Raw genomic sequence first — 26,005 nt, 5'->3', positions numbered from 1 at the left:
TTAAAATACCTCTTTCGCATTGTGGGCGGTGGCGATGGCACGCAGCACGGCACGGGCTTTGTTACGGGTTTCGTCGGCTTCGGCTTGCGGTACGGAGTCCAGCACCACGCCGCCGCCTGCCTGCACGGTGGCAATGCCGTCTTCGACATACGCCGAACGGATCACGATGCAGGTATCTAAATCACCGTGAGCGGTGAAGTAACCCACTGCGCCGCCGTAGCTGCCGCGACGGGTTTGCTCGGAGGCGGAAATCAGCTGCATGGCGCGCACTTTCGGTGCGCCGGTCAACGTGCCCATGTTCATCACCGCCTGATAGGCATGCAGCACGTCGAGGTCATGACGCAGCGTGCCGACCACGCGGGACACCAGATGCATCACGAAAGAGTAACGGTCAACTTTGGTCAGGTCGGCGACGTAACGGCTGCCCGGCTCGCAGATACGCGCGAGATCGTTGCGCGCTAAATCCACCAGCATCAGGTGCTCGGCCAGCTCTTTATGGTCGGTACGCATTTCCAGTTCGATACGGCTGTCGAGATCCAAATCCAGCGAACCGTCAGCACGGCGGCCGCGCGGACGGGTACCGGCAATCGGATAGATTTCAATCTGGCGATTGGTCGCGTCATATTTCAGTGCGCTTTCCGGCGATGCGCCGAACAGGGTGAAATCGTTATCCTGCATAAAGAACATATACGGGCTTGGGTTGTTGTTTTTCAGCGTTTCATACGCGGCCAGCGGCGCAGGGCATGGCAGTGAGAAACGGCGTGACGGCACCACCTGGAAAATTTCACCGGCGCGGATCGCCACTTTCATTTTCTCCACCACCGCACCAAATACTTCATCGCTCTGGTTCACGCTCAGTTGCATCTCCGGCACGCTCTGGTGCGGAATGGCGTGTGGCGGCAGTTGTAACTGATGTTGCAGTTGTTCCAGACGCTCGTGCAGGCGCTGTTTTTCTTCAGCGGAAGGCGTAAACAGGCTGGCCTGCAAACGGCAGGTGCGGTTCTGGTGGTCGAGCACCAGCAGGGTTTCTGCCAGATAGAAGCAGAAATCCGGGCAACGCTGGTCAGAATCTAATGCCGGTAAATTTTCAAAACCGGCGACCAGATCGTAAGCAAACAGACCGCCGAGGAACATCGCTTCGCGCTCATCGGCAGGGGTTTCAACGCAGGTCAGGATGCTGCGCAGCGCATCAAAAACGGAGCGGGAGCGCAGACGCGCGTCTTCGTCCTGCATCTGGTCGATGACCGGGAAGCTCAGTTCACGGCCATTCGGACGCACATCATTGCGAATTTCAGCCGGTAACGCGGCATCAATCAGTGGCAGTAAAGAGGCGCCGTTTGGCGTCAGTGCCTGAACCGACACCCGGGAACCCAGCGCGGTGATGCGCAGGGCGCTGTCGACAATCAACAGGCTCTTCAGGTTTTCTTTGCTGGTGACTTCAGAGGATTCCAGCAACAGGGTCGCCGGACGGGCGCCGCACAACTGGTGGAAAATGGCCGTCGGGTCGCCGCGGTAACATCCTTCTGCGGTCAGCAATTCTAAACGTGGTTTCTGAATAGTCATTGTGCTTCCTGAAATTTTCTCAACGTTTGTATTAAACGGATGACAAAGAGACGGCCACAAAAAAGCCCGCGTTATGCGGGCTTCGGGAATCTTGCAGCGTCTGATGACAGCTATGCGTGATTACTCCGCCCGCCAAGGGGAAGTACGCCACCAGCTGAGAACCGCCATCATGTAAGTTTTCATCATCAGACACTCTTGTTTGTTTATGAAGCTAACGTCTTTAAAACGTAAGCTTTCTGAATCGGGTTGTCACGTTGTTCATTTCTGAACTGTCCCGTGAACTTGCGTACTAGTAAACTAGTTCATGGATGTAATGTCAACCCTCTTTTTCCTGCAAATCCCACCTTTAGTGCGGCTGCATTGTGCAGAAAGTGTTATCGCACCGTAACAGTGCGTAGCGGCCGGGTGAAATCATTCCTGACGCGTGCCTCCCTGACGCGTTATGATGGAGACTGCATTCAGAAACAGGTTAATTCCCCACGTGACGATGACTTTGCCAACAAACACTTCGCCTTCAGCAGACGACCAGACTTCCAGCACCGCCTTCACTCTCTACGATCTTCACAGCCACACAACCGCATCTGACGGCTATTTAACGCCGGAAGCGCTGGTGGCACGGGCCGTAGACATGCGTGTCGGCGTGCTGGCGATCACCGATCACGATAGCACCGAAGGGCTGGCGCGCGCGGCGCAGGCGATTGCGGACCAACAGTTGCCGCTGCATCTGGTGAACGGCGTCGAAATTTCCACGTTGTGGGAAAATCATGAGATCCACATCGTCGGGCTGGGCATCGACCCTTCGCATCCGGCGATGATCGAATTACTGAAAGTACAGGCCGATTTACGCCAGCAGCGGGCACAGGAAATGGGCCGTCGCCTGGCAAAAGCGCGCATCGAAGGCGCATGGGAAGGCGCACTGCGTCTGGCCGACGGTGGCGCGGTGACGCGGGCGCATTTTGCCCGTTTTCTGGTGGAATTTGGCGCGGCCGACAACATCGCTCAGGTGTTCAAAAAGTACCTTGCCAAGGGCAAGACCGGCTACGTTCCGCCACAGTGGTGTACAATAGAACAAGCGATTGATGCGATTCATCAGTCTGGCGGACAGGCGGTTGTCGCCCATCCGGGGCGTTATGACCTGTCCACAAAATGGCTGAAACGCTTACTGGCTTTCTTTGCTGAACAGGGCGGGGATGCCATGGAAGTCGCGCAATGCCAGCAGGCACCGAACGAGCGCGCACAACTGGCGGCGTATGCCCGTGATTACCATTTGCTGGCCTCGCAGGGTTCTGATTTTCATCAACCCTGCTCGTGGATCGAACTGGGGCGCAAACTTTGGCTGCCCGCAGGCGTGGAACCGGTGTGGCAACACTGGCCGGTCGCCGGAAAACAGCCTGAAATTGAACCGGTCTGAAGCCCGACCGCAGAAGAAGAATTAAGAGGGAACAATGAGTCAATATTTTTATATTCACCCTGAAAACCCGCAGCCACGTCTGATTAATCAGGCCGTCGAATTGCTGCGCAAGGGCAATGTGATTGTGTATCCGACCGACTCAGGCTACGCGCTGGGTTGCCGTCTGGAAGAAAAGAACGCCATGGAGCGCATTTGCCGCATCCGTCAGTTGGACGGGAACCACAACTTTACGCTGATGTGCCGCGACCTGTCAGAACTGTCTACCTACGCTTACGTGGACAATTCGGCGTTCCGGCTGATCAAAAACAATACGCCGGGTAACTACACGTTCATTCTCAAAGCGACCAAAGAAGTGCCGCGTCGCCTGATGAGCGAGAAGCGTAAAACCATCGGCCTGCGTGTGCCGTCTAACCCGATTGCGGTCGCGCTGCTGGAAACGCTGGGTGAACCGCTGATGTCGACCACGCTGATGCTGCCGGGCAATGATTTCGCGGAATCGGATCCGGAAGACATCAAAGATCATCTGGGCAAAGTGGTGGATCTGGTGATTGACGGCGGATCACTCGGTCAGCAACCGACCACGGTGATTGACCTGACCGAAGCGACGCCAGAAGTGGTGCGCGAAGGGGCGGGCGATCCAGCGCCGTTCCGTTAACATTGCCTGAAAAATAATCAGTCCGTCATCGCCTTTGCAGGATACAAATTGCAGATAACTGTGTATAATGGCGGGCTGACTTTTTTGTAAGTCGTTGTATTACTACGTAATAACTGAATTTTGGCGGGCAGACGACAATCACGTCGTGCTGCCGGCTCCCCCCGACGCCTGTGAAGGCGACAAATGAGGCTGCTCAATGAGCGAGAAGTATAATTCCCAGAAGCACTCCAGCGACAAGTCCAAACCGGCACGTTCGTCTGGTGACAAGCCAAAAAGCGGCAGAAATTCCGGCGCTGCAAAAGGCCGTCCGGAACTGTCACGGGCTGAAAAGCGCGGCGAAAAGCCACGTACTGACAAACCACGCAGCGACAAGCCACGTTCAGACAAACCACGTTCTGATGCAGGTCGCGGCGATTCACGCATTGAAAATTCACGTATCGAAAAACCGCGCAGTGGCAAACCGGGTCGTCCGGAAAATGCCCGCGCTGAAAAACCACGTGCACCGCTGAAACCGCGTGGCACCAAACCGAAAGCGGAAGCACTGTTTGATGAAAACGGTGACGAAGAAGAAGTGAAATACCAGAAGCCTAAGAACGCACTGGACAGCACCGAAGGACAAAGCGAAAAGCTGCAAAAAGTCCTGGCGCGCGCTGGTCACGGTTCACGTCGCGAAGTCGAAGCGATGATTCAGGCTGGCCGCGTCAGTGTTGACGGTAAAATCTCAACACTGGGCGATCGCGTGGAAGTCACCGGCGGCACTAAAATCCGTCTCGACGGCCACATCCTGTCGGTGATGGAGTCGCAGGACACCGTCTGCCGCGTGCTGGCGTACTACAAGCCGGAAGGCGAGTTGTGTACCCGCAGCGATCCGGAAGGCCGTCCGACCGTCTTTGACCGTCTGCCAAAAATGCGCGGTTCCCGCTGGATCGCCGTCGGTCGTCTCGACGTCAACACCTCGGGCCTGCTGTTATTCACGACCGACGGTGAACTGGCTAACCGCCTGATGCACCCGAGCCGTGAAGTTGAGCGCGAATATGCCGTGCGCGTTTTCGGTCAGGTTGATGATGAAAAAATCAAACAGCTGAGCCGTGGCGTGCAGCTGGAAGACGGTCCTGCGGCATTCCGCTCGATCAAATTCCAGGGCGGCGAAGGCCTGAACCAGTGGTACAACGTGACCCTGACAGAAGGGCGTAACCGTGAAGTTCGTCGTCTGTGGGAAGCCGTTGGCGTGCAGGTCAGCCGTCTGATCCGCGTCCGTTACGGTGATCTGAACCTGCCTAAAGGTCTGCCTCGCGGCGGCTATAAAGAGCTGGATCTGCCGGATATCAACTATCTGCGCACGCTGGTCGATATGACCGAAGAAACCGTCAGCAAACTGCCGGTTGAGCGTGACCGTCGTCGCGTGAAGGCCAACCAGATCCGTCGCGCGGTTAAGCGCCATACGCAGGTTGCACCGGCACGTCGTACCACCGGACCCGCAAAACGGGGTTGATCGCTGACAAGCGACGGACTTCCCACTATGCTCATAAGCCGCAGTCAGTGACTGCGGTTTTTTTTGCTCAAATTTCAGGGCATAACGTCATTACTGACCCCTGTTAAATGAACATACAGAAAGTAAGGAGCCGATTATGATGCTGATTACCGGCGGTGCCCGCAGCGGCAAGAGCCGTTTTGCCGAACAGGTGGCACAAAACCGTGGCGGTGACGTGCTGTATATCGCCACGTCCGTGGTGACTGATGCCGAAATGGCGGACCGCATCCGTTATCACCAGCAGCAACGTCCGGCTCACTGGCATACGTTTGAAAGCTGGCGTGATCTGGGTGAAGTGGTGCTTGCGCATCAGGAACAGTTTCCGACCATTATTATCGAATGCATCACGACGATGATGACTAATCTGTTGTTTGATATAGCCGGTGAATCCCAACCGGAAGAGATGGATTTTGACGCCATTGAACAGCATATCTTTGCGCAAACCGCGCAGTTGCTGGCGGCGGCACAACATCCTGAATCAGAAGTGATTATCGTCACCAACGAAGTGGGCATGGGGATTGTGCCGGATAACCTGCTGGCGCGGCGGTTTCGTGATATTGCCGGTCGGGTGAATCAGCAACTGGCCGCGGCGGCAGACGATGTTTATCTGATCGTCTCCGGGATCCCGGTGCCGGTGAAAACCTCCGAATAACACGACTCAGAAAGGGCATGGGTATGACGACATGGCGTCTGTTTCTGGCGACGTTACAGTTTCTCACCCGCATTCCGGTGAAGGAACGCTGGTGTGACGGCATCGGACTGAAAGATTATCCCCGCGGTATTGTCTGCTTCCCGCTGGTCGGGCTGGTCATCGGTTTACTCACCGCACTGGTCTGGCAGATTCTGATGCCCCATGTCGGCGTGCTGGTGGCGGCGATTGCCGTGGTGGCCACGCACATTATGCTGACCGGCGGTCTGCATCTCGACGGGCTGGCCGACAGTTGTGACGGCTTATTTTCAGTGCGCAGCCGGGAACGCATCCTCGAGATTATGCGCGACAGCCGGATCGGCACCAACGGCGCGCTGGCATTGATCGTGGCTGTTGTGCTGCGGCCGGCGCTGATTTACCAGATCAGTATTGAAGGATTACCGGTGCTGGCGTTTCTTATCATCACGCCGGTGGTCGGACGGGGCATGATGGCGGTGATGATGTTTCATCAGGCCTATGCCCGTGAGTCTGGCATGGGAAATTTGTTTATCGGCAAAATCAGCGAGGGACGTTTCTGTTTCACCCTGCTGCTGATGGCGGCGCTGACGCTGGCGATTGGCGGGATATCGTCACTGCCTGCGCTGCTGATCACGCTGTTATGTGTGCTGGGCTTGCGGCGTTTTGTCGCTACCCGCATCGGCGGACAAACCGGCGATACACTGGGTGCGGCCTGCGAGTTAAGCGAGCTGGCCATGCTGTTCTTTCTGTTATGGCACTGAGATAAGGGACAACATCATGAAACTGTATCTGATAAGGCACGGACAAACTCAGGCTAACATAAGCGGCGTTTTTTGCGGCAGCAGCGATATCGCGCTGACCACCGAAGGCCAGCGTCAGGCACAACATGTTGGCCGTCAGCTGGCGTCAACGCCGCTTGATGCGCTGATCCACACCGGTATGCGCCGCAGTCACGAAACCGCCAGCATCATTGCGCAAGGCCGCCAGCTGGCGATGGAAACCCAGCCGCTTTTGCAGGAGATGGCGTTCGGCGACTGGGAAATGCGCCATCACAAAGAACTGGAGGCCACTCAGGCCGAAGGTTATCAGGCATGGTGTCAGGACTGGCAGAAAGCCGATGTTCCGCAGGGCGAATCGTTTACGGCGTTTACCCTGCGTATCCGTCAGGCGTTGCAGCAGCTGCATTTACGTCCGCAGGAAAGCAGGCTGGCAATCGTCGCGCATCAGGGGTCGCTCAGCCTGCTGCTGGCGATGATGCTTAAACTGGCGCCTGCCGACATGTGGCGTTTCCCGTTTAAGCAGGGCTGCCTGTGTGAAATCGATCTGAGTCACGGCGCTTGTGTGATCCAGCGGTTTAACGACAGCGGTATTTAACTTTTTAAACCCGTAAGGACAACCGATGGCTTCGCTGGAAAATATCCTCCGTCAGATTGCTGAACCCGATGCCCAGGCCGCACAAACGGCTGCGGCCCGGCTCGACAGTCTGGTAAAACCTTTAGGCAGCCTTGGCCGTCTGGAACAACTGGCGATCCAGCTGGCCTCCATTCGTGGTGATCAGCCGTTGCATTTTCCGGCCAAAGAAGTGCTGGTGATGGCCGCCGATCACGGGGTCTGGCAGGAGGGCGTCACGCCCTCTCCGCAGGTCGTCACGGCCATTCAGGCCGTGAATATTGTGCAGGGCAAAGCCGGAGTTTCGGTACTGGCAAGGGCGGCAGGGGCGCAGGTGACATTGATTGACTGCGGTATTATCGGCCCGTATATTCCCGGTACCCTCAGCCATAAAATCGCGCAGGGCACGGGTAACATTGCCACCGGCCCGGCGATGACCCGCGAACAGGCGCAAGCCTTGCTGGTGTGGAGTGCGGAAAGGGTGATTGCCAAAGCCGAAAGCGGTTTGTCTCTGCTGGCAGTGGGCGAACTGGGTATGGCGAACACCACACCGGCGGCGGCAATGGTGGCGGTGCTGACCGGTGCTCAGCCTGCGAAAACCGTCGGGCTGGGGGCGAATCTTCCGCCAGACCGTCTGGCGCATAAAATCCGCGTGGTGGAAAAAGCCATCGCGGTGAATAAGCCCGATCCGGCCGATGCGCTGGATGTGATGGCGAAAGTGGGCGGCTTCGAACTGGTGGCGATGGCGGGCGCGATGATTGGCGCAGCGGCGGCGGGTATTCCGCTGGTGCTGGACGGTTTTCTGTCTTATGCCTCGGCGCTGGCGGCCTGTCAGATCGCCCCCGCGCTGAAACCCTACCTGATCCCTTCGCACCTTTCTGCAGAGCAGGGCGCGACGCTGGCGCTGGAAGCGCTGGGGCTGCAACCCTATTTTGATCTGAATCTGCGACTGGGCGAGGGCAGCGGTGCGGCGCTGGCGTTACCGCTGATTGATGCCGCCTGCGCCATTCACAATGAAATGGCGACGCTGGCGGAGTGTCAGATAGAACTTTGATAAATGAAGGCGGGCGTTACCAGTCGATGCCCTGCTGCGCCATAATCCCGGCGTCAAAGGCATGTTTTACCGGGCGCAGTTCGCTGACCGTATCGGCCATTTCCAGCAGATCACGATGGCAGCCACGGCCGGTAATGATCACCGTCTGATGCGCCGGACGGGCATTCAGCGCATCCACCACGTCCTGCAAATCCAGATAACCAAAACTGACCATGTAGGTCAGTTCATCGAGTACCACCAGATCTAATGAGGCATCCGCCAGCATGCGTTTTCCGTGCTGCCAGACCGCCCGACAGGCCGCAGTATCGGTTTCTTTATTCTGCGTTTCCCAGGTAAAGCCGGTCGCCATCACCTGAAATTCCACGCCGTGCGGTTCGAGCAGATTCTTCTCGCCGTTCGGCCATTCACCCTTAATAAACTGGATCACCGCGGCGCGCATGCCATGCCCGACGGCGCGCGTTACCGTACCAAAGGCCGCCGTGGTTTTGCCCTTACCGTTGCCGGTAAACACAATCAGAATGCCGCGCTGTTCTTTGGCGGCATCAATACGTGCATCGACCTGTTCTTTCAGTTTTTGCTGGCGTTGCTTGTGGCGATCTTCGGTCATCAGTGACTCCGTGATTATTCTGCCGGTCCGGCTTTACGGCCCGGCTGGGCATCAAAACTGATCCCGGTTTTACGGCGGCTGTCGTCGCCCATTAGATACAGATACAGCGGCATAATGTCGGCCGGTGTTTTGAGTTTTTCTTTATTTTCATCAGGGAAGGCCGAGGCACGCATGCTGGTGCGCGTGCCGCCCGGGTTAATACAGTTCACGCGCAGACCGGTATGTTTATGTTCTTCGGCCAGCACCTGCATCATGCCTTCGGTGGCGAATTTCGACACGGCGTACGCGCCCCAGCCGCTGCGGCCTTCGCGTCCTACGCTGGAAGTGGTGAACACCAGTGACGCACTGGCGGATTTCAGCATCAGCGGCAGTAATGCCTGGGTCAGCATAAAGGTCGCATTGACGTTAACCTGCATGACGTTCATCCAGTCCTGCAACTTAATCTCAGCCATTGGCGTGATGTCCGTCAGCAAACCGGCGTTATGCAATACGCCGTCGAGATGCGGCACCCATTGCGCGATCTGACCGGCAACGCGCTGGCAATCCTGCTGACTGGCCGTCAGTAAATCCAGTGCATAAATGAACGCCGGACGCAGGTTACGCGCGGCGATTTCCTGCTGCACGCTGGCCAGTTTGCTCTCCGTGCGGCCCAGCAGAATCACCTGCGCGCCGAAACGGGCATAGGTCAGCGCGGCTTCACGGCCAATGCCATCGCCAGCGCCGGTCACCAGGATAATGCGGTTATTCAGCAGGTCGGATTTAGGATGATAATGCACGGTCTGTCCTCATATTTTTTCAGCAATGTGGCGGCAAAAGGCCGTCATCACATCGGGCGCTCTTAAAATCAAAACGCCGGGAACGGGAGACAGTGGCTCAACCAACATCCGGCATTTTGGCGAAATTTTTGGGCGTTTCGGGTTAGATCACCGGTTATATGCCTCAAATGCGCATGAGTTTCAATGATTAACCGAAAAACGGACAGCTCTTTTGTAACAAAATTGGAACACTGGCGCACTCAGTTTTACGTACGGTTGACAATGTCATATTCAAACAAGACGCCGCCGTGGCGATTGTCTAGAATGTTCAGCATCTTTCTGACCACAGTGAAAAGGCGGTTTTGTGGATTTACTTTCTCTTTATGGGCTGTTTCTGGCCAAAGTCGTGACCGTAGTGATCGCCATCGGGGCGCTGGTGGTATTGGTGGTGGGCCTGCGCCATCGTAAAGCTCACAGCAAAGGTGAGCTGCAACTGATCGATTTGGGTGAGCAGTATCGCGACATGCAGCGGGAAATGCGCAGCGCGCGTATGAACCCGGCTGAACTGAAGATTCACGGCAAGGAGCTGAAGCGAAAAAATAAAGCTGAAGCAAAACAGAAAAAACTGCAGGCCAAAACCGGCGGTTCGGCAACTAAACCTTGCCTGTATGTGCTCGACTTTAAAGGCAGCATGGACGCGCATGAAGTCACGTCGTTGCGGGAAGAAATCTCGGCGGTACTGGCGGTGGCTACGCCGGAAGATGAAGTGCTGCTGCGCCTGGAAAGTCCGGGCGGGGTGGTACACGGTTATGGTCTGGCGGCGTCACAACTGGTGCGTCTGCGTCAGGCTGGCATTCGTCTGACCGTGGCAGTGGATAAAGTGGCTGCCAGCGGCGGTTACATGATGGCGTGTGTGGCAGATCGCATTGTCGCCGCGCCGTTTGCCATCATCGGTTCCATCGGCGTCGTGGCGCAGATCCCGAACTTCAACCGTCTGCTGAAACGCAATGACATTGATATCGAGCTGCACACGGCGGGCGAGTTCAAACGCACGCTGACCCTGCTGGGGGAAAATACCGAGGAAGGGCGTGAGAAATTCCGCGAAGATCTGAATGAAACCCACGTTCTGTTCAAGGAGTTCGTGCACCAGAATCGTCCGTCGCTCGATATTAATGCGGTCGCCACCGGTGAACACTGGTTCGGGACCCAGGCGCGTGAAAATGGTCTGATTGATGCCATTGGTACCAGTGATGATTTACTGATCGCCGAGATGAAAAATCACGAGGTGATTGCGGTGCGTTACAGCCGTCGCAAACGCATGATGGATCGTTTTACCGGCAGTGCGGCAGAAAGCGCCGATCGCCTGTTCCTGCGCTGGTTGCAGCGCAGCCAGAAACCGCTGTTGTAAGGCCGTTTCAGACGGCGTGAGGGTAAATAACAAGCAAAGAAAAAGGGACATACGTCCCTTTTTTTATCACGCTAACCTATCACTGAAGTTTATCGGTTGCGTGCACCTTTATTAGCGATTCTTTTATCTCAATCTTCGAGATGGTATTTTTCTGAAAAAAGATGAGCCAGGTGTTTAAACATATTAAATACCGCAGTGGTTTTTCTGGTCGGTAAACCGTCGTCATCCATGAAAAACTCTCCGCGGAAAACCAGCACATTGCCTTTCTGCTCAACCTCTGTCGCCAGCATCCCGTGCATGTAATCTTCGTGCTCACGGATAACCTTATTCGCTTCGATCAGTAAAGCTTCGCGACTAATTGCCGATGTATTTTCGTGCATGATATTTACTCCCCACTATAATTGCTGACGTTATTGTAATCCTGACGTGGATAAAACCGCAAATCGGCTGGGGGTAATCGGGGAATGTTCAGGTCATAAATTGAGCGTTTCTTTAAAATCCCGGAGCACGTTGGCGAAAAGAGCGTTTAGGTGTTAATTAGTTTGCGTGGCGATTTTTATCAGGTAGAGTGTGGGATTTTGTGGCTTCAGGTGGAATGTTTTGTTTACGCTTGGTCATTATTTGACATAAAAACGGGCGCATTCTGCTGAGCCCTGTCTGGTTAATCCCTCGCAGAATCAGTGTTTTGAACCTCTGGAAGTCAGTTCTCGCCTTCTTTGAAAGAAATAAGTTGACGTTCTGACTCACTGCCGCAATATAAAAAAAGACGTGATATTGTGCCGCGGCATAACAAGACAAAATCTTCTTCAGGTTATGAAGAATCATTCAGGTAAAGGTAATTATGGGCAAAGCTCTCGTAATAGTTGAGTCCCCGGCAAAAGCCAAAACGATTAATAAATATTTAGGAAATGACTACGTGGTGAAGTCCAGCGTCGGTCATATCCGTGATTTGCCGACCAGTGGATCCGCTGCGAAAAAGACCGCCAACTCAACCGAAGAAAAAACAAAGAAAAAAGTAAAAAAGGATGAGAAAACCGCGCTGGTAAATCGCATGGGCGTCGACCCGTATCATGGTTGGGAAGCGCAATACGAAATACTTCCGGGTAAAGAAAAAGTGGTTGCTGAGTTAAAAGCGTTAGCGGAAAAAGCTGACCACATCTATCTCGCAACCGACCTTGACCGCGAAGGAGAGGCGATTGCCTGGCATTTGCGGGAAGTGATTGGCGGCGATGAAAAACGTTTCAGCCGTGTGGTATTTAACGAAATTACCAAGAACGCGATTCAGAATGCCTTTAAAGAACCCGGCGAACTGAATATTGATCGTGTGAATGCTCAGCAGGCGCGTCGTTTCATGGACCGCGTGGTGGGTTACATGGTGTCTCCGCTGTTGTGGAAGAAGATTGCCCGTGGTTTATCCGCTGGCCGTGTTCAGTCCGTGGCGGTGCGTCTGGTGGTGGAACGCGAGAAAGAAATCAAAGCGTTCGTGCCGGAAGAATACTGGGAATTGCATGCAGATTTGCTGGCGAAGAAAGACACCGCGCTGCAAATGGAAGTCACGCATCATCTCGAAAAACCGTTCAAGCCGGTCAATAAAGAACAAACTCACGCGGCCGTGTCGCTGCTTGAGAAAGCGCGCTACACCGTGGTGGATCGTGAAGATAAACCGACCAGCAGCAAGCCGGGCGCGCCTTTCATTACGTCCACCCTGCAACAGGCGGCCAGTACGCGTCTGAGCTTCGGTGTGAAGAAAACCATGATGATGGCGCAACGTCTGTATGAAGCCGGTCACATCACCTATATGCGTACTGACTCCACCAACCTGAGTCAGGATGCGGTGGAAATGGTGCGTGGCTATATTGGTGAGAATTTCGGTGATAAATACCTGCCGAAAGCCCCGCTGCAATACAGCAACAAAGAGAATTCACAGGAAGCGCACGAAGCGATCCGTCCTTCTGATGTGGCGGTGGTGTCCGAACAACTGAAAGACATGGAAGCGGATGCGCAGCGTTTGTATCAGCTGATCTGGCGTCAGTTCGTGGCCTGTCAGATGACACCGGCCCAGTACGATTCCACTACACTGACGGTGAAAGCGGGCGATTATTCCCTGCGCGCCAAAGGCCGTACGCTGCGTTTCGATGGCTGGACCAAAGTGATGCCTGCGTTGCGTAAGGGCGACGAAGACCGCACCTTGCCGGTGATTGAAGTGGGTACCGATCTCGAACTGCAACAGTTGCTGCCAACCCAGCACTTCACCAAGCCGCCTGCGCGTTTCAGCGAAGCGTCACTGGTGAAAGAACTGGAAAAACGTGGCATTGGCCGTCCGTCTACCTATGCGTCGATCATTTCGACCATTCAGGATCGCGGCTATGTTCACGTGGAAAACCGTCGTTTCTACGCCGAGAAAATGGGCGAGATCGTCACGGATCGTCTGGAAGATAATTTCCGCGAACTGATGAACTACGATTTCACCGCGCGCATGGAAGACGGTCTGGATCAGGTCGCCAACAACAAGGCGGAATGGAAAGCCGTGCTGGATGAATTCTTCACCGAGTTCAGCAAGCAACTGGAAACCGCCGAGAAAGACCCTGAAGAAGGCGGTATGCGCCCGAATCAGATGGTGCTGACCAGCATCGAGTGCCCGACCTGTGGCCGCCCGATGGGGATCCGTACCGCCAGCACCGGCGTGTTCCTCGGCTGTTCAGGCTATGCCCTGCCGCCGAAAGAACGCTGCAAAACCACCATCAACCTGATTGCTGACGCCGAAGTGCTGAACATTCTGGAAGGTGACGAAGCCGAAGCCAACGCGCTGCGTGCCAAACGTCGTTGCGGTAAATGCGGCACGGCGATGGACAGCTATCTCATCGATAACCAGCGCAAATTGCATGTCTGTGGTAACAACCCGGAATGCGATGGCTATGAAATCGAGCAGGGTGAATTCCGCATCAAAGGCTATGACGGCCCGATTGTTGAGTGCGAGAAATGTGGTTCTGAAATGCACCTGAAAATGGGACGTTTCGGTAAGTACATGGGCTGTACCAACGACGAGTGCAAAAACACCCGTAAGATTTTGCGTAACGGTGATGTTGCGCCGCCGAAAGAAGATCCGGTTCCATTGCCAGAACTGCCGTGTGAGAAATCAGACGCCTATTTCGTTCTGCGTGACGGTGCGGCAGGTGTCTTCCTGGCGGCCAATACGTTCCCTAAATCGCGCGAAACCCGTGCGCCGCTGGTGGAAGAACTCAAGCGCTTCAAAGATCGCCTGCCGGAAAAACTGAGTTATCTGGCCGATGCGCCGGTAACCGATCCGGAAGGCAATAAAGCCATGGTGCGTTTCAGCCGTAAGACCAAACAGCAATACGTGTCTTCGGAAAAAGACGGCAAAGCCACTGGCTGGACGGCGTTCTTTGTTGATGGTAAGTGGGTCGAAGGCAAAAAGTAATTTTCGCCGCCTTCCTGCAACCTGAATTATTCAGGCGAAAACCGGAACACTGCATCCTGTTGCGCAGTTGTAAAAAACCAGTCCTTTGGGCTGGTTTTTTTATTGCATTAAGATCTATCATCGACCGGTTCTTGCTGTTTTTCTTATCAGGGCAGGTTTGCCTGCCATTTTCGTTATGTTCTCCGGCTATACATGACGTTAATAATTGATATAATTGTTATATAGAATTTATTCTTATGCACTTAAGTAATAAGCTAATGCGTCTGGGGCATAAAACGGTGCGTTCACAGACTTCCGGTATTCGATAAAAAATCATTTCCAGACTGTTCAGCCTTTGGATGAACAGGGATGGCGACAGGGTTTGAAACCAGGGTGGTATGAGATATGAAATTGCAGCAACTGCGCTACATCGTAGAGGTTGTTAATCACAATCTGAACGTCAGTTCGACGGCAGAAGGCCTGTACACGTCGCAGCCGGGGATCAGCAAACAAGTCCGTATGCTGGAAGATGAACTCGGGATCCAGATTTTTTCCCGCAGTGGTAAACATCTCACACAGGTGACACCGGCCGGACAGGAAATCATCCGTATCGCCCGTGAAGTGTTGTCGAAAGTCGATGCCATCAAAGCCGTCGCCGGTGAACATACCTATCCCGACAAAGGATCGCTGTATGTGGCGACCACGCACACTCAGGCGCGTTATGCCCTGCCTAATGTGATTAAAGGCTTTATCGAGCGTTACCCGCGCGTTTCGCTGCATATGCATCAGGGATCGCCGACACAGATTGCTGAAGCGGTTTCAAAAGGCAATGCGGATTTCGCCATCGCCACCGAAGCACTGCATCTGTACGACGATCTGATCATGCTGCCTTGCTATCACTGGAACCGTGCCGTGGTGGTACAGCCGGATCATCCGCTGGCAGGGAAAGAAAAAGTCACCATCGAAGAGCTGGCGGCGTATCCGATAGTCACCTATACCTTCGGCTTTACCGGCCGCTCGGAGCTGGACACCGCGTTTAACCGCGCCGGTCTGACGCCACGTATTGTCTTTACCGCGACGGATGCTGACGTCATCAAAACCTACGTGCGCCTTGGGTTAGGAGTAGGGGTTATCGCCAGCATGGCGGTTGACCCGGTTCAGGATCCGGATTTAGTGACCGTGGATGCGCGTGATATTTTCACCTACAGCACCACGAAAATCGGCTTCCGTCGCAGCACCTTCCTGCGCAGTTACATGTACGATTTCATTCAGCGATTTGCACCGCATCTGACGCGTGATGTGGTCGATACCGCGATTTCCCTGCGTTCGAACGAAGACATTGAAGAGATGTTTAAAGACATTAAGTTGCCGACCAAGTAAGTCGTCACGCTCACTCTCCATTGCGATCCCGCCGCCTCCTCACAAGATGCGGCGGGATTTTTTTTGCCTGATGAACAGTTTGAGCTGTTATCAAAATGTTAACGGCATTTTGTGTTATCTTTAACTATGCACTTATAAGCCAGCGGGTTATTCCTCAAGGCCACGCTGAGCGCTAAAGGAGAAGCTATGTCGTCTATTCGCAAGAACAGTCTGGATAAGCTGGCAGTCCGGGAGAAGGAATTTTACTACTACAGCCTGCCGCTCGCTGCCAAAACGCTGGGTGAACTTCAGCGCCTGCCAAAATCCCTCAAAGTTTTACTCGAAAATTTACTGCGCCACGTAGATGGTGACACTGTCACGGAAAGCGACCTGCAAGAGCTGGTCAGCTGGCAAAAAACCGGTCATGCCGATCGGGAAATTGCTTACCGTCCGGCGCGCGTGCTGATGCAAGATTTCACGGGTGTACCCGCGGTCGTGGATCTGGCTGCTATGCGTCAGGCGGTAAAACGCCTCGGCGGGAATGTCGAACAGGTGAACCCGTTGTCGCCGGTCGATCTGGTGATTGACCATTCGGTGACGGTGGATGAATTTGGGGATGACCAGGCCTTCGATGAAAACGTGCGTCTGGAAATGGAGCGTAATAACGAACGCTACCAGTTCCTGCGCTGGGGGCAAAAAGCCTTTAACCGCTTCCGCGTGGTGCCGCCGGGCACCGGGATTTGTCATCAGGTCAATCTGGAATACCTCGGACAAACCGTCTGGTACGAAGAGCAGGATGGCAAAACAGTGGCCTATCCCGACACGCTGGTCGGCACGGATTCACATACCACGATGATCAACGGTCTGGGGATTTTAGGCTGGGGCTGCGGCGGTATTGAAGCCGAGGCCGCGATGCTCGGCCAGCCGGTTTCCATGCTGATCCCGGACGTTGTCGGTTTCAAACTGACCGGAAAATTGCGCGAAGGCATTACCGCAACGGATCTGGTATTAACCGTTACCCAGATGCTGCGCAAACATGGCGTGGTGGGCAAATTTGTTGAATTCTACGGTGACGGGCTGGCCGATTTGCCGCTGGCCGACCGCGCGACCATCGCCAATATGTCGCCGGAATTTGGCGCGACCTGCGGCTTCTTCCCGGTGGATGATGTGACGCTGAGCTACATGAAACTCAGTGGCCGCAGCGATGATCAAATCGAACTGGTGAAAGCCTATTCGCAGGCGCAGGGGTTATGGCGTCATGCCGGTGATGAGCCGGTATTCACCAGTACGCTGTCGCTGGATATGGGCGATGTGGAACCCAGTCTGGCAGGGCCGAAACGCCCTCAGGACCGCGTGGCGCTGCCCAATGTGCCGAAAGCCTTTCAGGCCGCGACCGAGCTGGAGCTGGGTAACAGCAAGCCGGGGCGCAGCGATAAAGAGAGTTTCACGCTGGAAGGCCAGCATTATTCGCTGACCACCGGCGCGGTGGTCATTGCCGCGATCACGTCATGTACCAACACCTCAAACCCGAGCGTGCTGATGGCCGCAGGTTTGCTGGCGAAGAATGCCGCTGAAAAAGGGCTGACCAGCAAACCCTGGGTGAAAACCTCGCTGGCGCCGGGTTCCAAGGTGGTGACCGACTATCTGAACGCCGCCGGACTGATGCCGCATCTGGAAAAGCTGGGCTTCAATCTGGTCGGCTACGGCTGCACCACCTGTATCGGTAACTCGGGGCCGTTGCCGGAACCGATTGAATCCGCGATCAAGGCCGGTGATTTAACCGTCGGTGCGGTGCTTTCCGGTAACCGAAACTTTGAAGGGCGCATCCATCCGCTGATCAAAACCAACTGGCTGGCCTCGCCGCCGCTGGTTGTGGCGTATGCGCTGGCCGGAAATATGAACGTCGATCTGACCACCGATCCGCTGGGCGAGGGCAGTGATGGTAAACCGGTTTACCTGAAAGATATCTGGCCGTCGGCCAATGATATTGCCAATGCTGTCGGGCAGGTGACGACGGACATGTTCCACAAAGAGTACGCCGAAGTGTTCAACGGCGATGCCAGCTGGCAGTCCATTCAGGTGGAAGGTACGCCGACCTATACCTGGCAGGAAGAGTCCACCTATATCCGCCATCCGCCGTTCTTCAGTGATATGAAGGTCGAACCGGACGCGCTGGAAGACATCAAAGACGCGCGTATTCTGGCGATCCTGGCCGACTCGGTGACCACCGACCACATTTCGCCCGCCGGGAACATCAAGGCTGACAGTCCGGCCGGGCTTTATCTGACCCATCATGGGGTTGAGCCGAAAGCGTTTAACTCCTACGGTTCGCGGCGTGGTAACCACGAAGTGATGATGCGCGGGACGTTCGCCAATATCCGCATCAAAAACGAAATGGTGCCGGGCGTGGAAGGCGGCTATACGCGCCATATTCCGTCGCAGGATCAGCTGGCGATTTACGATGCGGCCATGCGTTATCAGCATGAGAGTGTGCCGACGGCGGTCATTGCCGGTAAAGAATACGGTTCCGGTTCCAGTCGTGACTGGGCAGCGAAAGGGCCGCGTCTGCTGGGCGTGCGTGTGGTTATCGCCGAATCATTCGAACGTATTCACCGCTCAAATCTGATCGGGATGGGGATTTTACCGCTCGAATTCCCGCAGGGGGTAACCCGCAAAACGCTGAAACTGACAGGTGACGAACAACTGAGTATCAGCGGGCTGCAAAACCTGACGCCGGGGCAGGACGTCGCGGTGCATATTACGTTCGCCGACGGCCATACTGAAACTATCGATGCGCGCTGTCGTATTGATACCGGCAATGAGCTGACGTACTTCCGTCACGGCGGTATTCTGCATTACGTGATCCGCAAAATGCTGTAATCCGGATCCCTGCCAATAAAAAAGGGCACCTTCTTAAGGTGCCCTTAATATTTTCATCGGACTATAAACCCTTACTTATCGAGCAGATGGCCCATTTTGGCGGCTTTGGTCGACAGGTAACGTTCGTTTTCCGGATTGCGGCCAACGATCAGCGGAACGCGCTCGGTAATATGGATACCGGCTTCGGTGAGGATTTCGACTTTCTTCGGATTGTTGGTCAGCAGGCGGACGGAATCAACGCCAAGTAATTTGAACATATCGGCGCACAGCGTGAAGTCACGTTCGTCGGCGGCGAATCCAAGCTGATGGTTGGCTTCGACGGTATCGTAGCCTTTATCCTGCAAGGCGTAAGCGCGGATCTTATTCAGCAAACCGATGTTACGGCCTTCCTGACGGTGATACATCAGAATGCCGCGGCCTTCTTCAGCGATATGATTGAGGGCGGCTTCGAGCTGGAATCCGCAGTCACAGCGCAGGCTGAATAAGGCATCACCGGTCAGGCATTCGGAGTGAACACGCGCAAGGACAGGCGTTTCACCGCTGATGTCGCCAAAAACTAACGCCAGGTGGTCGTGCCCGGTGGCCAATTCTTCAAAACCCACCATCAGGAAATCGCCCCAAGGTGTTGGCAGATTGGCTTCTGCCACCCGTTTCAGCTGCATTTTACGCTCCAAAAAAACCACAAATAGTCTTTATTTACAGTGAGTATTTTACTTGTTGATGCGCATCCTACGTTCTGATGCGGCCTCTGGATAGGGAATCGGTGCCTTTCCATCCTAACAGGGCGCTATTTTGCCACACTTCGGGTCACATTTTAGCGGGAATATTTGAACGATTCGTTCATAACTTATGAATTATAACCGCTTACTCAACAACTGAAGCGAAAGGAAGGTGAAGCGTTGACAAGGTTGATACACTCCCACTCTTTTTACGCATGACAGAAGGAACGACTATGTATGATATCGCCAAACGCACCGCCATCGGGGCTGTGATGTTATTAGTGATGCCCGCAGCGGTTTGGATCAGCGGCTGGTTATGGACACCGGGGGGCAATCCCGCCGTGTTGCGCCCGCTTTACTGGGTGACGGAAACCGTGAGCCAGCCGTGGGGCATTATCACTACCGTGGTGCTGTGTGGCTGGTTTCTGTGGTGTCTGCGTTTTCGCCTTAAAGCCGCGAGCGGGCTGGTGGCCATCATCATTGCGGCGTTACTGATCGGCCAGTACGCCAAAGATTACATCAAGAGTGAAGTCCGCGAGCCGCGCCCGTATGTCGCCTGGCTGGGCACCGATCACCAGATGAACGTGGATGAATTTTACGCGCAAAAGCGAAAAGCGCGCAGCGCGCAGGTGAAGGAAATTCTCGGCGATAACGTGCAGGTCCCGCACTGGCTGAACAAAAGCTGGCAGAAGGATACCGGTTACGCGTTCCCTTCCGGGCACACTATGTTCGCCGCCACCTGGGCACTGCTGGGCGTCGGTCTGTTATGGCGGCGTAAGCACTATAAAACGGTGACGGTGCTGATGATCTGGGGCGTGGTGGTGATGGGCAGTCGTCTGATGCTCGGAATGCACTGGCCGCGTGATCTGGTAGCGTCGGTCGGGATCAGCTGGCTTCTGGTCACGGTCGCCTGCTGGCTGACGCAACGTTACATCGGTCCGCTGACACCGCCACCGGCGGAAAACCGCGAAATCGAAGAACGCGATCCCTCGTAGTTCTGTTTACGGAAAGGGGGGCTTTGCAAATTCCCCCTTTAATTCCACGCTTTTAATCCCCATATCTTCTCCATAGGTCAAATTGCCGTGGTGTTTGCTGCATCCCACAAAAGTCGCATGAAGTTTATCCAGACGGCATTTAAACCCCGCGCAATGTTTCCCTGCTTTGTTCGGAAATGCTAACTTATTAGGTCGGGACGAGAGTTTTTGGCATAATTCATCCGGTACATCCGGCATTACAGGAATGAATGTGAAATATCTGCTGATTTTTTTATTTTTACTGGTCATCGTGGTGATTTCTATCACCCTGGGTGCCCATAACGATCAGACTGTGACCTTCAATTATTTGCTGGCGCAGGGTGACTATCGCGTTTCCACACTGCTTGCCGTACTGTTCGCGACCGGTTTTATTCTTGGCTGGGTGATCTGTGGTTTGTTCTACCTCCGTGTCCGCCTGTCACTGGGCCGCGCACAGCGTAAAATCAAACGTCTTGAACAACAAATTGAACCCGCGGCTGTCGTTACGCCGCCCGCAGCATCCTACGATGTCAGCAAGGAATAACCCTCTATGTTAGAACTGCTGTTTCTGTTGTTGCCCGTTGCGGCCGCCTATGGCTGGTACATGGGGCGCAGAAGTTCTCAGCAGGACAAACAGGAAAATGCTAACCGCCTGTCGCGTGAATACGTTGCGGGCGTTAACTTCCTGCTTTCCAATCAGCAGGACAAAGCGGTCGACCTGTTCCTCGAAATGTTGAAAGAGGACAGCAGTACGGTCGAAGCGCACCTGACTCTGGGTAACCTTTTCCGCTCCCGTGGTGAAGTCGATCGCGCGATCCGCATTCACCAGTCCCTGATGGAAAGCGCCTCGCTGACCTTCGAACAGCGCCTGCTTGCCGTACAGCAACTGGGCCGGGATTACATGGCGGCCGGTTTCTATGACCGTGCGGAAGACATGTTTAATCAGCTGGTGAAAGAGCAGGATTTCCAGCTGTTTGCCCTTGAGCAACTGTTAATCATTCATCAGGCGACCAGCGACTGGCAGAACGCCATCGATGTGGCTGAACGTCTGGTCAAACTCGGCAAAGAAAACCGCCGTAAAGAAATTGCCCATTTCTGGTGTGAGCTGGCGCTGCAGGCTGTGGTGTCAGATGATTTTGACAAGGCGACCGGCTTACTGAAAAAAGCCGCGTCGGCGGATAAACTCTGCGCCCGCGTGTCGATCATGCAGGGGCGGATTTTGCTGGCGCAGGGCGAATATCGCAAGGCGACCGAAGCGTTACAGCGGGTGCTGGAGCAAGACAAAGAGCTGGTCAGCGAAGCGCTGCCGATGCTGCAAGAATGCTATCAGAACCTTGGCGATACGCTGGCCTGGGCGGAATTCCTCAAACGTTGCGTCGATGAAAATACCGGTGCCACTGCGGAACTGATGCTGGCAGAAATCATCCATGATGAAGAAGGGCGTGAGACGGCGCAGAACTATATCAACCGTCAGCTTCAGCGCCATCCGACCATGCGCGTGTTCCATCACCTGATGGATTACCATCTGGCCGATGCGGAAGAAGGGCGTGCGAAGGAAAGTCTGGTCTTACTGCGGGATATGGTGGGTGAGCAGATCCGCACGAAGCCCCGTTACCGTTGCCATAAATGCGGCTTTACCGCGCATTCACTCTACTGGCATTGCCCGTCTTGCCGGGGCTGGGCGACAATAAAACCGATCCGGGGACTGGACGGACAGTGATCGTTTGACTCGCTGTCCTTCCGGCTATCGCGTGCTGATTCTTAGTGTTACTTCTTCTTACTGCTGGTCTTACGTGCGTTAAGCAACGTGCGTAATTTCTTGATTTCTTTGGCGGTCAGCGCGGGTTCAGTCTCTTCAGCGAGATGCTGGTTATCAATGTCATGTTCGGTGGCTTTTGCGGCTTTCTTGCCTTTCGGCGCGGCGGGGCTAAAACTCTCTTCCAGGCGTGCTGCCACTTCTGCACTTAATGAATGTTCTGCCTGAGCAGCGGCGTTTTTAATCAGTTCTTTTAATTCGACCGGAATTTTCACAGTCAGGGTCGTTATCTCACTCATTTTTCAGCCTTTCCTTAGAGTAAAAATAACAAGCTATGCCAGCCTTGTTGCATCGTCTAGTGCTTAACAAAAATTTAATAAAACTGTCACATTATGTGTAGCTGTGAATTCAGCGACTTGCCATGTAAAATGCGGGCGGCAAAATGAATAGTTTCCCTTCCTGATTTGAACATTAACAAGAGGCTGACGATATGAAGTCCGAAAATAACATTAACAACAACGACTTAAATACATCACCTATTGTTGTCGCACTTGACTATGCCGATAAGGCCGCCGCGCTGGCGTTTGCCGATAAAATTGATCCCCGTGATTGCCGTCTGAAAATTGGCAAAGAGATGTTTACCCATTTTGGCCCGCAAATGGTCAAAGATTTGCAAACCCGCGGTTTCGACGTATTTCTGGATCTGAAATTCCACGATATTCCAAACACCACCGCGCGCGCAGTGGCTGCTGCAGCGGATCTGGGCGTGTGGATGGTGAATGTCCATGCCAGTGGCGGGGCGCGCATGATGACCGCCGCGAAAGAAGCACTGGCTCCCTTTGGTAAAGATGCGCCGCTGCTGATTGCCGTGACGGTGCTGACCAGCATGGAAGGCAGCGATCTGGCGGATCTGGGCATCGACCTTTCTCCGGCGGATTACGCCGAGCGTCTGGCCCGCCTGACCCGCGATTGCGGCCTCGATGGCGTCGTGTGTTCCGCGCAGGAAGCGACGCGCTTTAAATCGGCATTAGGGCAGGCCTTTAAACTGGTGACACCGGGTATCCGCCCGGCAGGCAGCAAAGCCGACGATCAGCGCCGCGTGATGACTCCGCAGGAAGCGCTGGCGGCAGGGGTGGATTACATGGTGATTGGCCGTCCGATCACGCAGTCTGCCGATCCGGCCCACACCTTACGTGAAATCCGCGCGTCACTGATTTAAGAAGGAAGAAGCATGAACAACGACAGCAACAGCCGTTTAGTCTATTCGACCGACAGCGGCAGAATCGATGAGCCGAAAGCGGTGGCTGAGCGTCCGAAAGGTGACGGCATCGTGCGCATTCAGCGTCAGACCAGTGGCCGTAAAGGGAAAGGCGTATGCCTGATCACCGGCGTGGATCTTGATGATGCGGCACTGGAAAAACTCGCGGCGGAGCTGAAAAAGAAATGTGGCTGCGGCGGTGCAGTGAAAGAGGGCGTGATTGAGATCCAGGGCGATAAACGTGACCTGCTCAAACAACTGCTGGAAGCGAAAGGGATGAAAGTAAAACTGGCGGGCGGCTGATGTGAACAAGATGCTGCGCCTGTTAACAGCGCAGCATCTTTCAATTTTTTGGCGCTGTCTTTATTTGCTGACCTGATGCCCCACAATACCACCGACTGCTGCGCCACCTAATGTGCCTAAGGTACTGCCATCAGTCAGAACCGCACCACCCAGTGCACCGGCACCGGCACCAATTGCCGTGTTGCGGTCACGTTTAGACCAGTTACCGCAGGCGGTAACAGACATCGCAAGAGTCAGAACCAGTGCAATACTGGCAACGCGTTTATTTAAGAGCATCATAGTTATCTTCCTCAAAGGATTAACGTTCAGCATCATTTATAAGTATAGGTAAATGGCAGCATTCTCACCGAAATTCACCCTGTATTCCTTCACAGTACTTACAAATTTTCTGGCTGTTCCGAACCTTTATTTATAATTCGTATCATCCGGACGCACTTTTGCATCCGTGGAATTAAAATAGTGAAATTACCATTCATTCACTAGGTGAATAATCTTAATTCACCAGCTTACCGCTTCACCGGAGCACAAAAGACTAAAGCCCGGACACTTCTCATCCAAATCCCGCCTGGCTGGCACTTTTACGTTTGCAGCAGATCTGTACGCACTCTTTAGCGATTTGCCCCATACCTGCGTTTTGCCGTCAACCAGACAATAAAGCATCGCAATAAGAGGGAACCAAGATGCTTAAACAACTGAAAGAGCAGGTACTGGAAGCCAATCTGGCACTGCCGCGCCACCATCTGGTGACCTTTACCTGGGGAAATGTCAGCGCGGTGGATCGCCAGCAGGGGCTGGTGGTGATCAAACCGTCGGGCGTGGAATACGATCACATGGGTGTGGACGACATGGTGGTGGTGGAACTCGAGACCGGTAAAATCGTCGAAGGCAGCAAAAAACCATCTTCGGACACCGACACGCACCGCGTGCTGTACCTGAATTTCCCGGAAGCGGGCGGCATTGTGCATACCCATTCACGTCACGCCACCATCTGGGCGCAGGCCGGTTTAGACATTCCAGCCTGGGGCACCACGCACGCGGATTATTTCTACGGCAACATTCCCTGCACCCGTCTGATGACGGAAGAAGAAATCGCCGGGCGTTATGAATGGGAAACCGGTGAAGTGATAGTCAAAACCTTCGCGGAAAGAAATCTTTCACCGGCAGATATTCCTGCGGTGCTGGTTCATTCCCACGGGCCGTTTACCTGGGGGAAAGATGCGGATAATGCCGTGCACAATGCGGTAGTGCTGGAAGAGGTGGCCTATATGGGCATTTTCTCCCGCCAGCTCACCCCGCAATTGCCGGATATGCAGCCGCAGCTTTTAGATAAACATTACCTGCGTAAGCACGGTAAAAACGCCTACTACGGTCAGTAATCCCCTTCATACTTCGAATTGCAGATGCGTTGGCTGCGTATCGTCACCCGAATCACTTACTTGTGTAAGCTCATCGGGATTCCTTCACCTGCCGCCTTGCTGCAACTCGAATTTATTTTGGGGATAAGTAATGATGGGTCAGCTGACAAGGCTGACCTTAATCCCTGCGGCAGAAAGCTGCTGTTGATATTCAGCGGACAGTTTATCGTCGGTGATCACCCGGCTGAAGGCGCTGACCGGCCCCAGCGGGTTGAGATTGATTTGGCCGAATTTCGAGGAATCGGTCAGCACGATATTTTCCGCGCCTTTCGCCACCACGGCATTCACCACGTCAGCACGCAGCATGTCGCGGCCGGTAAAACCGGTGGTATCGGTAAAGCCGTCGATGCCCATAAACGCTTTGCTGAAATTCATTTGTTGCAGACAGAGCCGGGTCAGCGGGCCGACCACGGTCTGACTGGTTTTCTGATACATTCCGCCGAGCAACACCACTTCACACGGCATGCTTTTCAGTAACGAGGCCACATAACTGCTGACGGTGATCACCGTCAGGTTCTTCTTATCGGCCAGATATTGCGCCAACAGGGCAATGCTGCTGCCACTTTCGAAAAAGACCGTTTCACCGTCCTGAATAAGCGACGCCGCGAACTTCGCCAGCTTCTGCTTCTGGGCAAAATTCGACATCATGCGGGTATCAACGTCATCGGTCTGGATCGCCACCGCATAACCGTGCGCGCGGCGCAGATAATGACGCTGTTCCAGCAAGGTGAGGTCATGGCGGATAGTGACTTCCGATACCTGACAAATCTGTGACAACTCACCAACGCTGATGCGTTGCTTGTCGTTTACCCATTGCAAAATAACTTGCTGTCTGTCGTTCATA

The 26,005-nt window shown here is 54.4% G+C and carries 25 protein-coding genes and 1 other annotated feature; of the genes, 17 read left to right on the top strand and 8 right to left on the bottom strand.

Annotated elements, in window-relative coordinates; genetic code table 11:
* Positions 1 to 1,563, bottom strand: a complete 1,563-nt coding sequence (locus J9880_RS20060) for an anthranilate synthase component 1 (protein WP_119827354.1) — start codon at positions 1,561 to 1,563, stop codon at positions 1 to 3.
* A 56-nt stretch (positions 1,564 to 1,619) separates the two neighbouring features.
* Positions 1,620 to 1,722 (bottom strand) — a sequence feature (Trp leader region).
* 328 nt (positions 1,723 to 2,050) lie between these two features.
* Between J9880_RS20060 and rnm the strand changes: the two genes are divergently transcribed.
* From rnm to cobT, 7 genes are all read left to right on the top strand, one after another.
* A complete protein-coding gene (rnm, locus tag J9880_RS20055; protein ID WP_119827352.1) occupies positions 2,051 to 2,974 on the top strand; it encodes an RNase RNM in 924 nt (307 codons plus the stop codon).
* A 34-nt stretch (positions 2,975 to 3,008) separates the two neighbouring features.
* On the top strand, positions 3,009 to 3,629 hold the full coding sequence (locus J9880_RS20050; protein ID WP_095921663.1) for an L-threonylcarbamoyladenylate synthase: 621 nt from the start codon (positions 3,009 to 3,011) through the stop codon (positions 3,627 to 3,629).
* Positions 3,630 to 4,200: 571 nt separating this feature from the next.
* Entirely contained in the window at positions 4,201 to 5,121 is a 921-nt protein-coding gene (gene rluB / locus J9880_RS20045; RefSeq protein WP_232770494.1) for a 23S rRNA pseudouridine(2605) synthase RluB, read from the top strand.
* A gap of 136 nt (positions 5,122 to 5,257) precedes the next feature.
* The gene (cobU, locus tag J9880_RS20040) at positions 5,258 to 5,812 is read left to right on the top strand and encodes a bifunctional adenosylcobinamide kinase/adenosylcobinamide-phosphate guanylyltransferase (protein ID WP_095921665.1); all 555 of its coding nucleotides are present in this window, start codon (positions 5,258 to 5,260) and stop codon (positions 5,810 to 5,812) included.
* Between the two features lie 23 nt (positions 5,813 to 5,835).
* Positions 5,836 to 6,588 carry an adenosylcobinamide-GDP ribazoletransferase gene (cobS, locus tag J9880_RS20035; protein WP_095925115.1) on the top strand — a complete coding sequence of 251 codons (753 nt, stop codon included), beginning with the start codon at positions 5,836 to 5,838 and terminating at the stop codon, positions 6,586 to 6,588.
* Positions 6,589 to 6,604: 16 nt separating this feature from the next.
* Entirely contained in the window at positions 6,605 to 7,201 is a 597-nt protein-coding gene (cobC, locus tag J9880_RS20030; protein WP_232769841.1) for an alpha-ribazole phosphatase, read from the top strand.
* Positions 7,202 to 7,226: 25 nt separating this feature from the next.
* Positions 7,227 to 8,270: a nicotinate-nucleotide--dimethylbenzimidazole phosphoribosyltransferase gene (gene cobT, locus J9880_RS20025; protein WP_232769840.1), complete on the top strand. Its 1,044-nt coding sequence runs from the start codon at positions 7,227 to 7,229 to the stop codon at positions 8,268 to 8,270.
* Positions 8,271 to 8,286: 16 nt separating this feature from the next.
* Here the strand turns inward: cobT and cobO are convergent, their stop codons facing one another.
* On the bottom strand, positions 8,287 to 8,877 hold the full coding sequence (cobO, locus tag J9880_RS20020; RefSeq protein ID WP_119827343.1) for a cob(I)yrinic acid a,c-diamide adenosyltransferase: 591 nt from the start codon (positions 8,875 to 8,877) through the stop codon (positions 8,287 to 8,289).
* A gap of 14 nt (positions 8,878 to 8,891) precedes the next feature.
* Positions 8,892 to 9,653, bottom strand: coding sequence for a YciK family oxidoreductase (locus J9880_RS20015; protein WP_119827341.1), 762 nt, complete (start codon positions 9,651 to 9,653; stop codon positions 8,892 to 8,894).
* A gap of 343 nt (positions 9,654 to 9,996) precedes the next feature.
* Here J9880_RS20015 and sohB point away from each other — a divergent pair, with 343 nt between their 5' ends.
* Positions 9,997 to 11,040, top strand: a complete 1,044-nt coding sequence (sohB, locus tag J9880_RS20010) for a protease SohB (RefSeq protein ID WP_119827339.1) — start codon at positions 9,997 to 9,999, stop codon at positions 11,038 to 11,040.
* Positions 11,041 to 11,168: 128 nt separating this feature from the next.
* Here sohB and J9880_RS20005 read toward each other — a convergent pair whose 3' ends face one another.
* On the bottom strand, positions 11,169 to 11,420 hold the full coding sequence (locus J9880_RS20005) for a YciN family protein (protein ID WP_095921671.1): 252 nt from the start codon (positions 11,418 to 11,420) through the stop codon (positions 11,169 to 11,171).
* A gap of 461 nt (positions 11,421 to 11,881) precedes the next feature.
* Here J9880_RS20005 and topA point away from each other — a divergent pair, with 461 nt between their 5' ends.
* From topA to acnA, 3 genes are all read left to right on the top strand, one after another.
* Positions 11,882 to 14,479, top strand: coding sequence for a type I DNA topoisomerase (gene topA, locus J9880_RS20000; RefSeq protein WP_131693327.1), 2,598 nt, complete (start codon positions 11,882 to 11,884; stop codon positions 14,477 to 14,479).
* Between the two features lie 384 nt (positions 14,480 to 14,863).
* Positions 14,864 to 15,838, top strand: coding sequence for an HTH-type transcriptional regulator CysB (gene cysB / locus J9880_RS19995; protein WP_095921674.1), 975 nt, complete (start codon positions 14,864 to 14,866; stop codon positions 15,836 to 15,838).
* A gap of 186 nt (positions 15,839 to 16,024) precedes the next feature.
* The gene (gene acnA, locus J9880_RS19990) at positions 16,025 to 18,697 is read left to right on the top strand and encodes an aconitate hydratase AcnA (protein ID WP_095921675.1); all 2,673 of its coding nucleotides are present in this window, start codon (positions 16,025 to 16,027) and stop codon (positions 18,695 to 18,697) included.
* Between the two features lie 71 nt (positions 18,698 to 18,768).
* Here the strand turns inward: acnA and ribA are convergent, their stop codons facing one another.
* Positions 18,769 to 19,359: a GTP cyclohydrolase II gene (gene ribA, locus J9880_RS19985; RefSeq protein WP_095921676.1), complete on the bottom strand. Its 591-nt coding sequence runs from the start codon at positions 19,357 to 19,359 to the stop codon at positions 18,769 to 18,771.
* A 290-nt stretch (positions 19,360 to 19,649) separates the two neighbouring features.
* Between ribA and pgpB the strand changes: the two genes are divergently transcribed.
* The 3 genes from pgpB to lapB all read left to right on the top strand — a co-directional run bounded on the left by pgpB (position 19,650) and on the right by lapB (position 22,149).
* On the top strand, positions 19,650 to 20,411 hold the full coding sequence (pgpB, locus tag J9880_RS19980) for a phosphatidylglycerophosphatase B (RefSeq protein WP_131693329.1): 762 nt from the start codon (positions 19,650 to 19,652) through the stop codon (positions 20,409 to 20,411).
* A 250-nt stretch (positions 20,412 to 20,661) separates the two neighbouring features.
* A complete protein-coding gene (locus J9880_RS19975; protein ID WP_095925116.1) occupies positions 20,662 to 20,973 on the top strand; it encodes a LapA family protein in 312 nt (103 codons plus the stop codon).
* Between the two features lie 6 nt (positions 20,974 to 20,979).
* Complete coding sequence (lapB, locus tag J9880_RS19970) at positions 20,980 to 22,149, top strand: lipopolysaccharide assembly protein LapB (protein WP_095921678.1); 1,170 nt, start codon at positions 20,980 to 20,982, stop codon at positions 22,147 to 22,149.
* A gap of 47 nt (positions 22,150 to 22,196) precedes the next feature.
* Here the strand turns inward: lapB and J9880_RS19965 are convergent, their stop codons facing one another.
* The gene (locus J9880_RS19965) at positions 22,197 to 22,484 is read right to left on the bottom strand and encodes an Arc family DNA-binding protein (protein ID WP_095921679.1); all 288 of its coding nucleotides are present in this window, start codon (positions 22,482 to 22,484) and stop codon (positions 22,197 to 22,199) included.
* Between the two features lie 191 nt (positions 22,485 to 22,675).
* On the opposite strand from J9880_RS19965, the gene pyrF reads away from it, so the two are divergent.
* Both pyrF and yciH read left to right on the top strand, forming a co-directional pair.
* Positions 22,676 to 23,404, top strand: a complete 729-nt coding sequence (gene pyrF, locus J9880_RS19960; protein WP_119827330.1) for an orotidine-5'-phosphate decarboxylase — start codon at positions 22,676 to 22,678, stop codon at positions 23,402 to 23,404.
* Between the two features lie 12 nt (positions 23,405 to 23,416).
* Positions 23,417 to 23,746 carry a stress response translation initiation inhibitor YciH gene (gene yciH, locus J9880_RS19955; protein ID WP_095921681.1) on the top strand — a complete coding sequence of 110 codons (330 nt, stop codon included), beginning with the start codon at positions 23,417 to 23,419 and terminating at the stop codon, positions 23,744 to 23,746.
* Between the two features lie 60 nt (positions 23,747 to 23,806).
* Here the strand turns inward: yciH and osmB are convergent, their stop codons facing one another.
* Entirely contained in the window at positions 23,807 to 24,025 is a 219-nt protein-coding gene (gene osmB / locus J9880_RS19950) for an osmotically-inducible lipoprotein OsmB (RefSeq protein WP_095921682.1), read from the bottom strand.
* A 401-nt stretch (positions 24,026 to 24,426) separates the two neighbouring features.
* On the opposite strand from osmB, the gene araD reads away from it, so the two are divergent.
* Positions 24,427 to 25,122 carry an L-ribulose-5-phosphate 4-epimerase gene (gene araD, locus J9880_RS19945; RefSeq protein ID WP_095921683.1) on the top strand — a complete coding sequence of 232 codons (696 nt, stop codon included), beginning with the start codon at positions 24,427 to 24,429 and terminating at the stop codon, positions 25,120 to 25,122.
* 138 nt (positions 25,123 to 25,260) lie between these two features.
* Here araD and J9880_RS19940 read toward each other — a convergent pair whose 3' ends face one another.
* Positions 25,261 to 26,004: a DeoR/GlpR family DNA-binding transcription regulator gene (locus J9880_RS19940; protein ID WP_131693330.1), complete on the bottom strand. Its 744-nt coding sequence runs from the start codon at positions 26,002 to 26,004 to the stop codon at positions 25,261 to 25,263.
* Between the last annotated feature and the right edge of the window lies 1 nt (position 26,005).

Origin of the sequence: Rahnella victoriana, assembly GCF_021276285.1 — a bacterium.
Classification (GTDB): Bacteria; Pseudomonadota; Gammaproteobacteria; order Enterobacterales; family Enterobacteriaceae; genus Rahnella; species Rahnella victoriana.
Note: the sequence above shows the minus strand (reverse complement) of the source record. Positions and strands in the feature narration are given on the sequence as shown.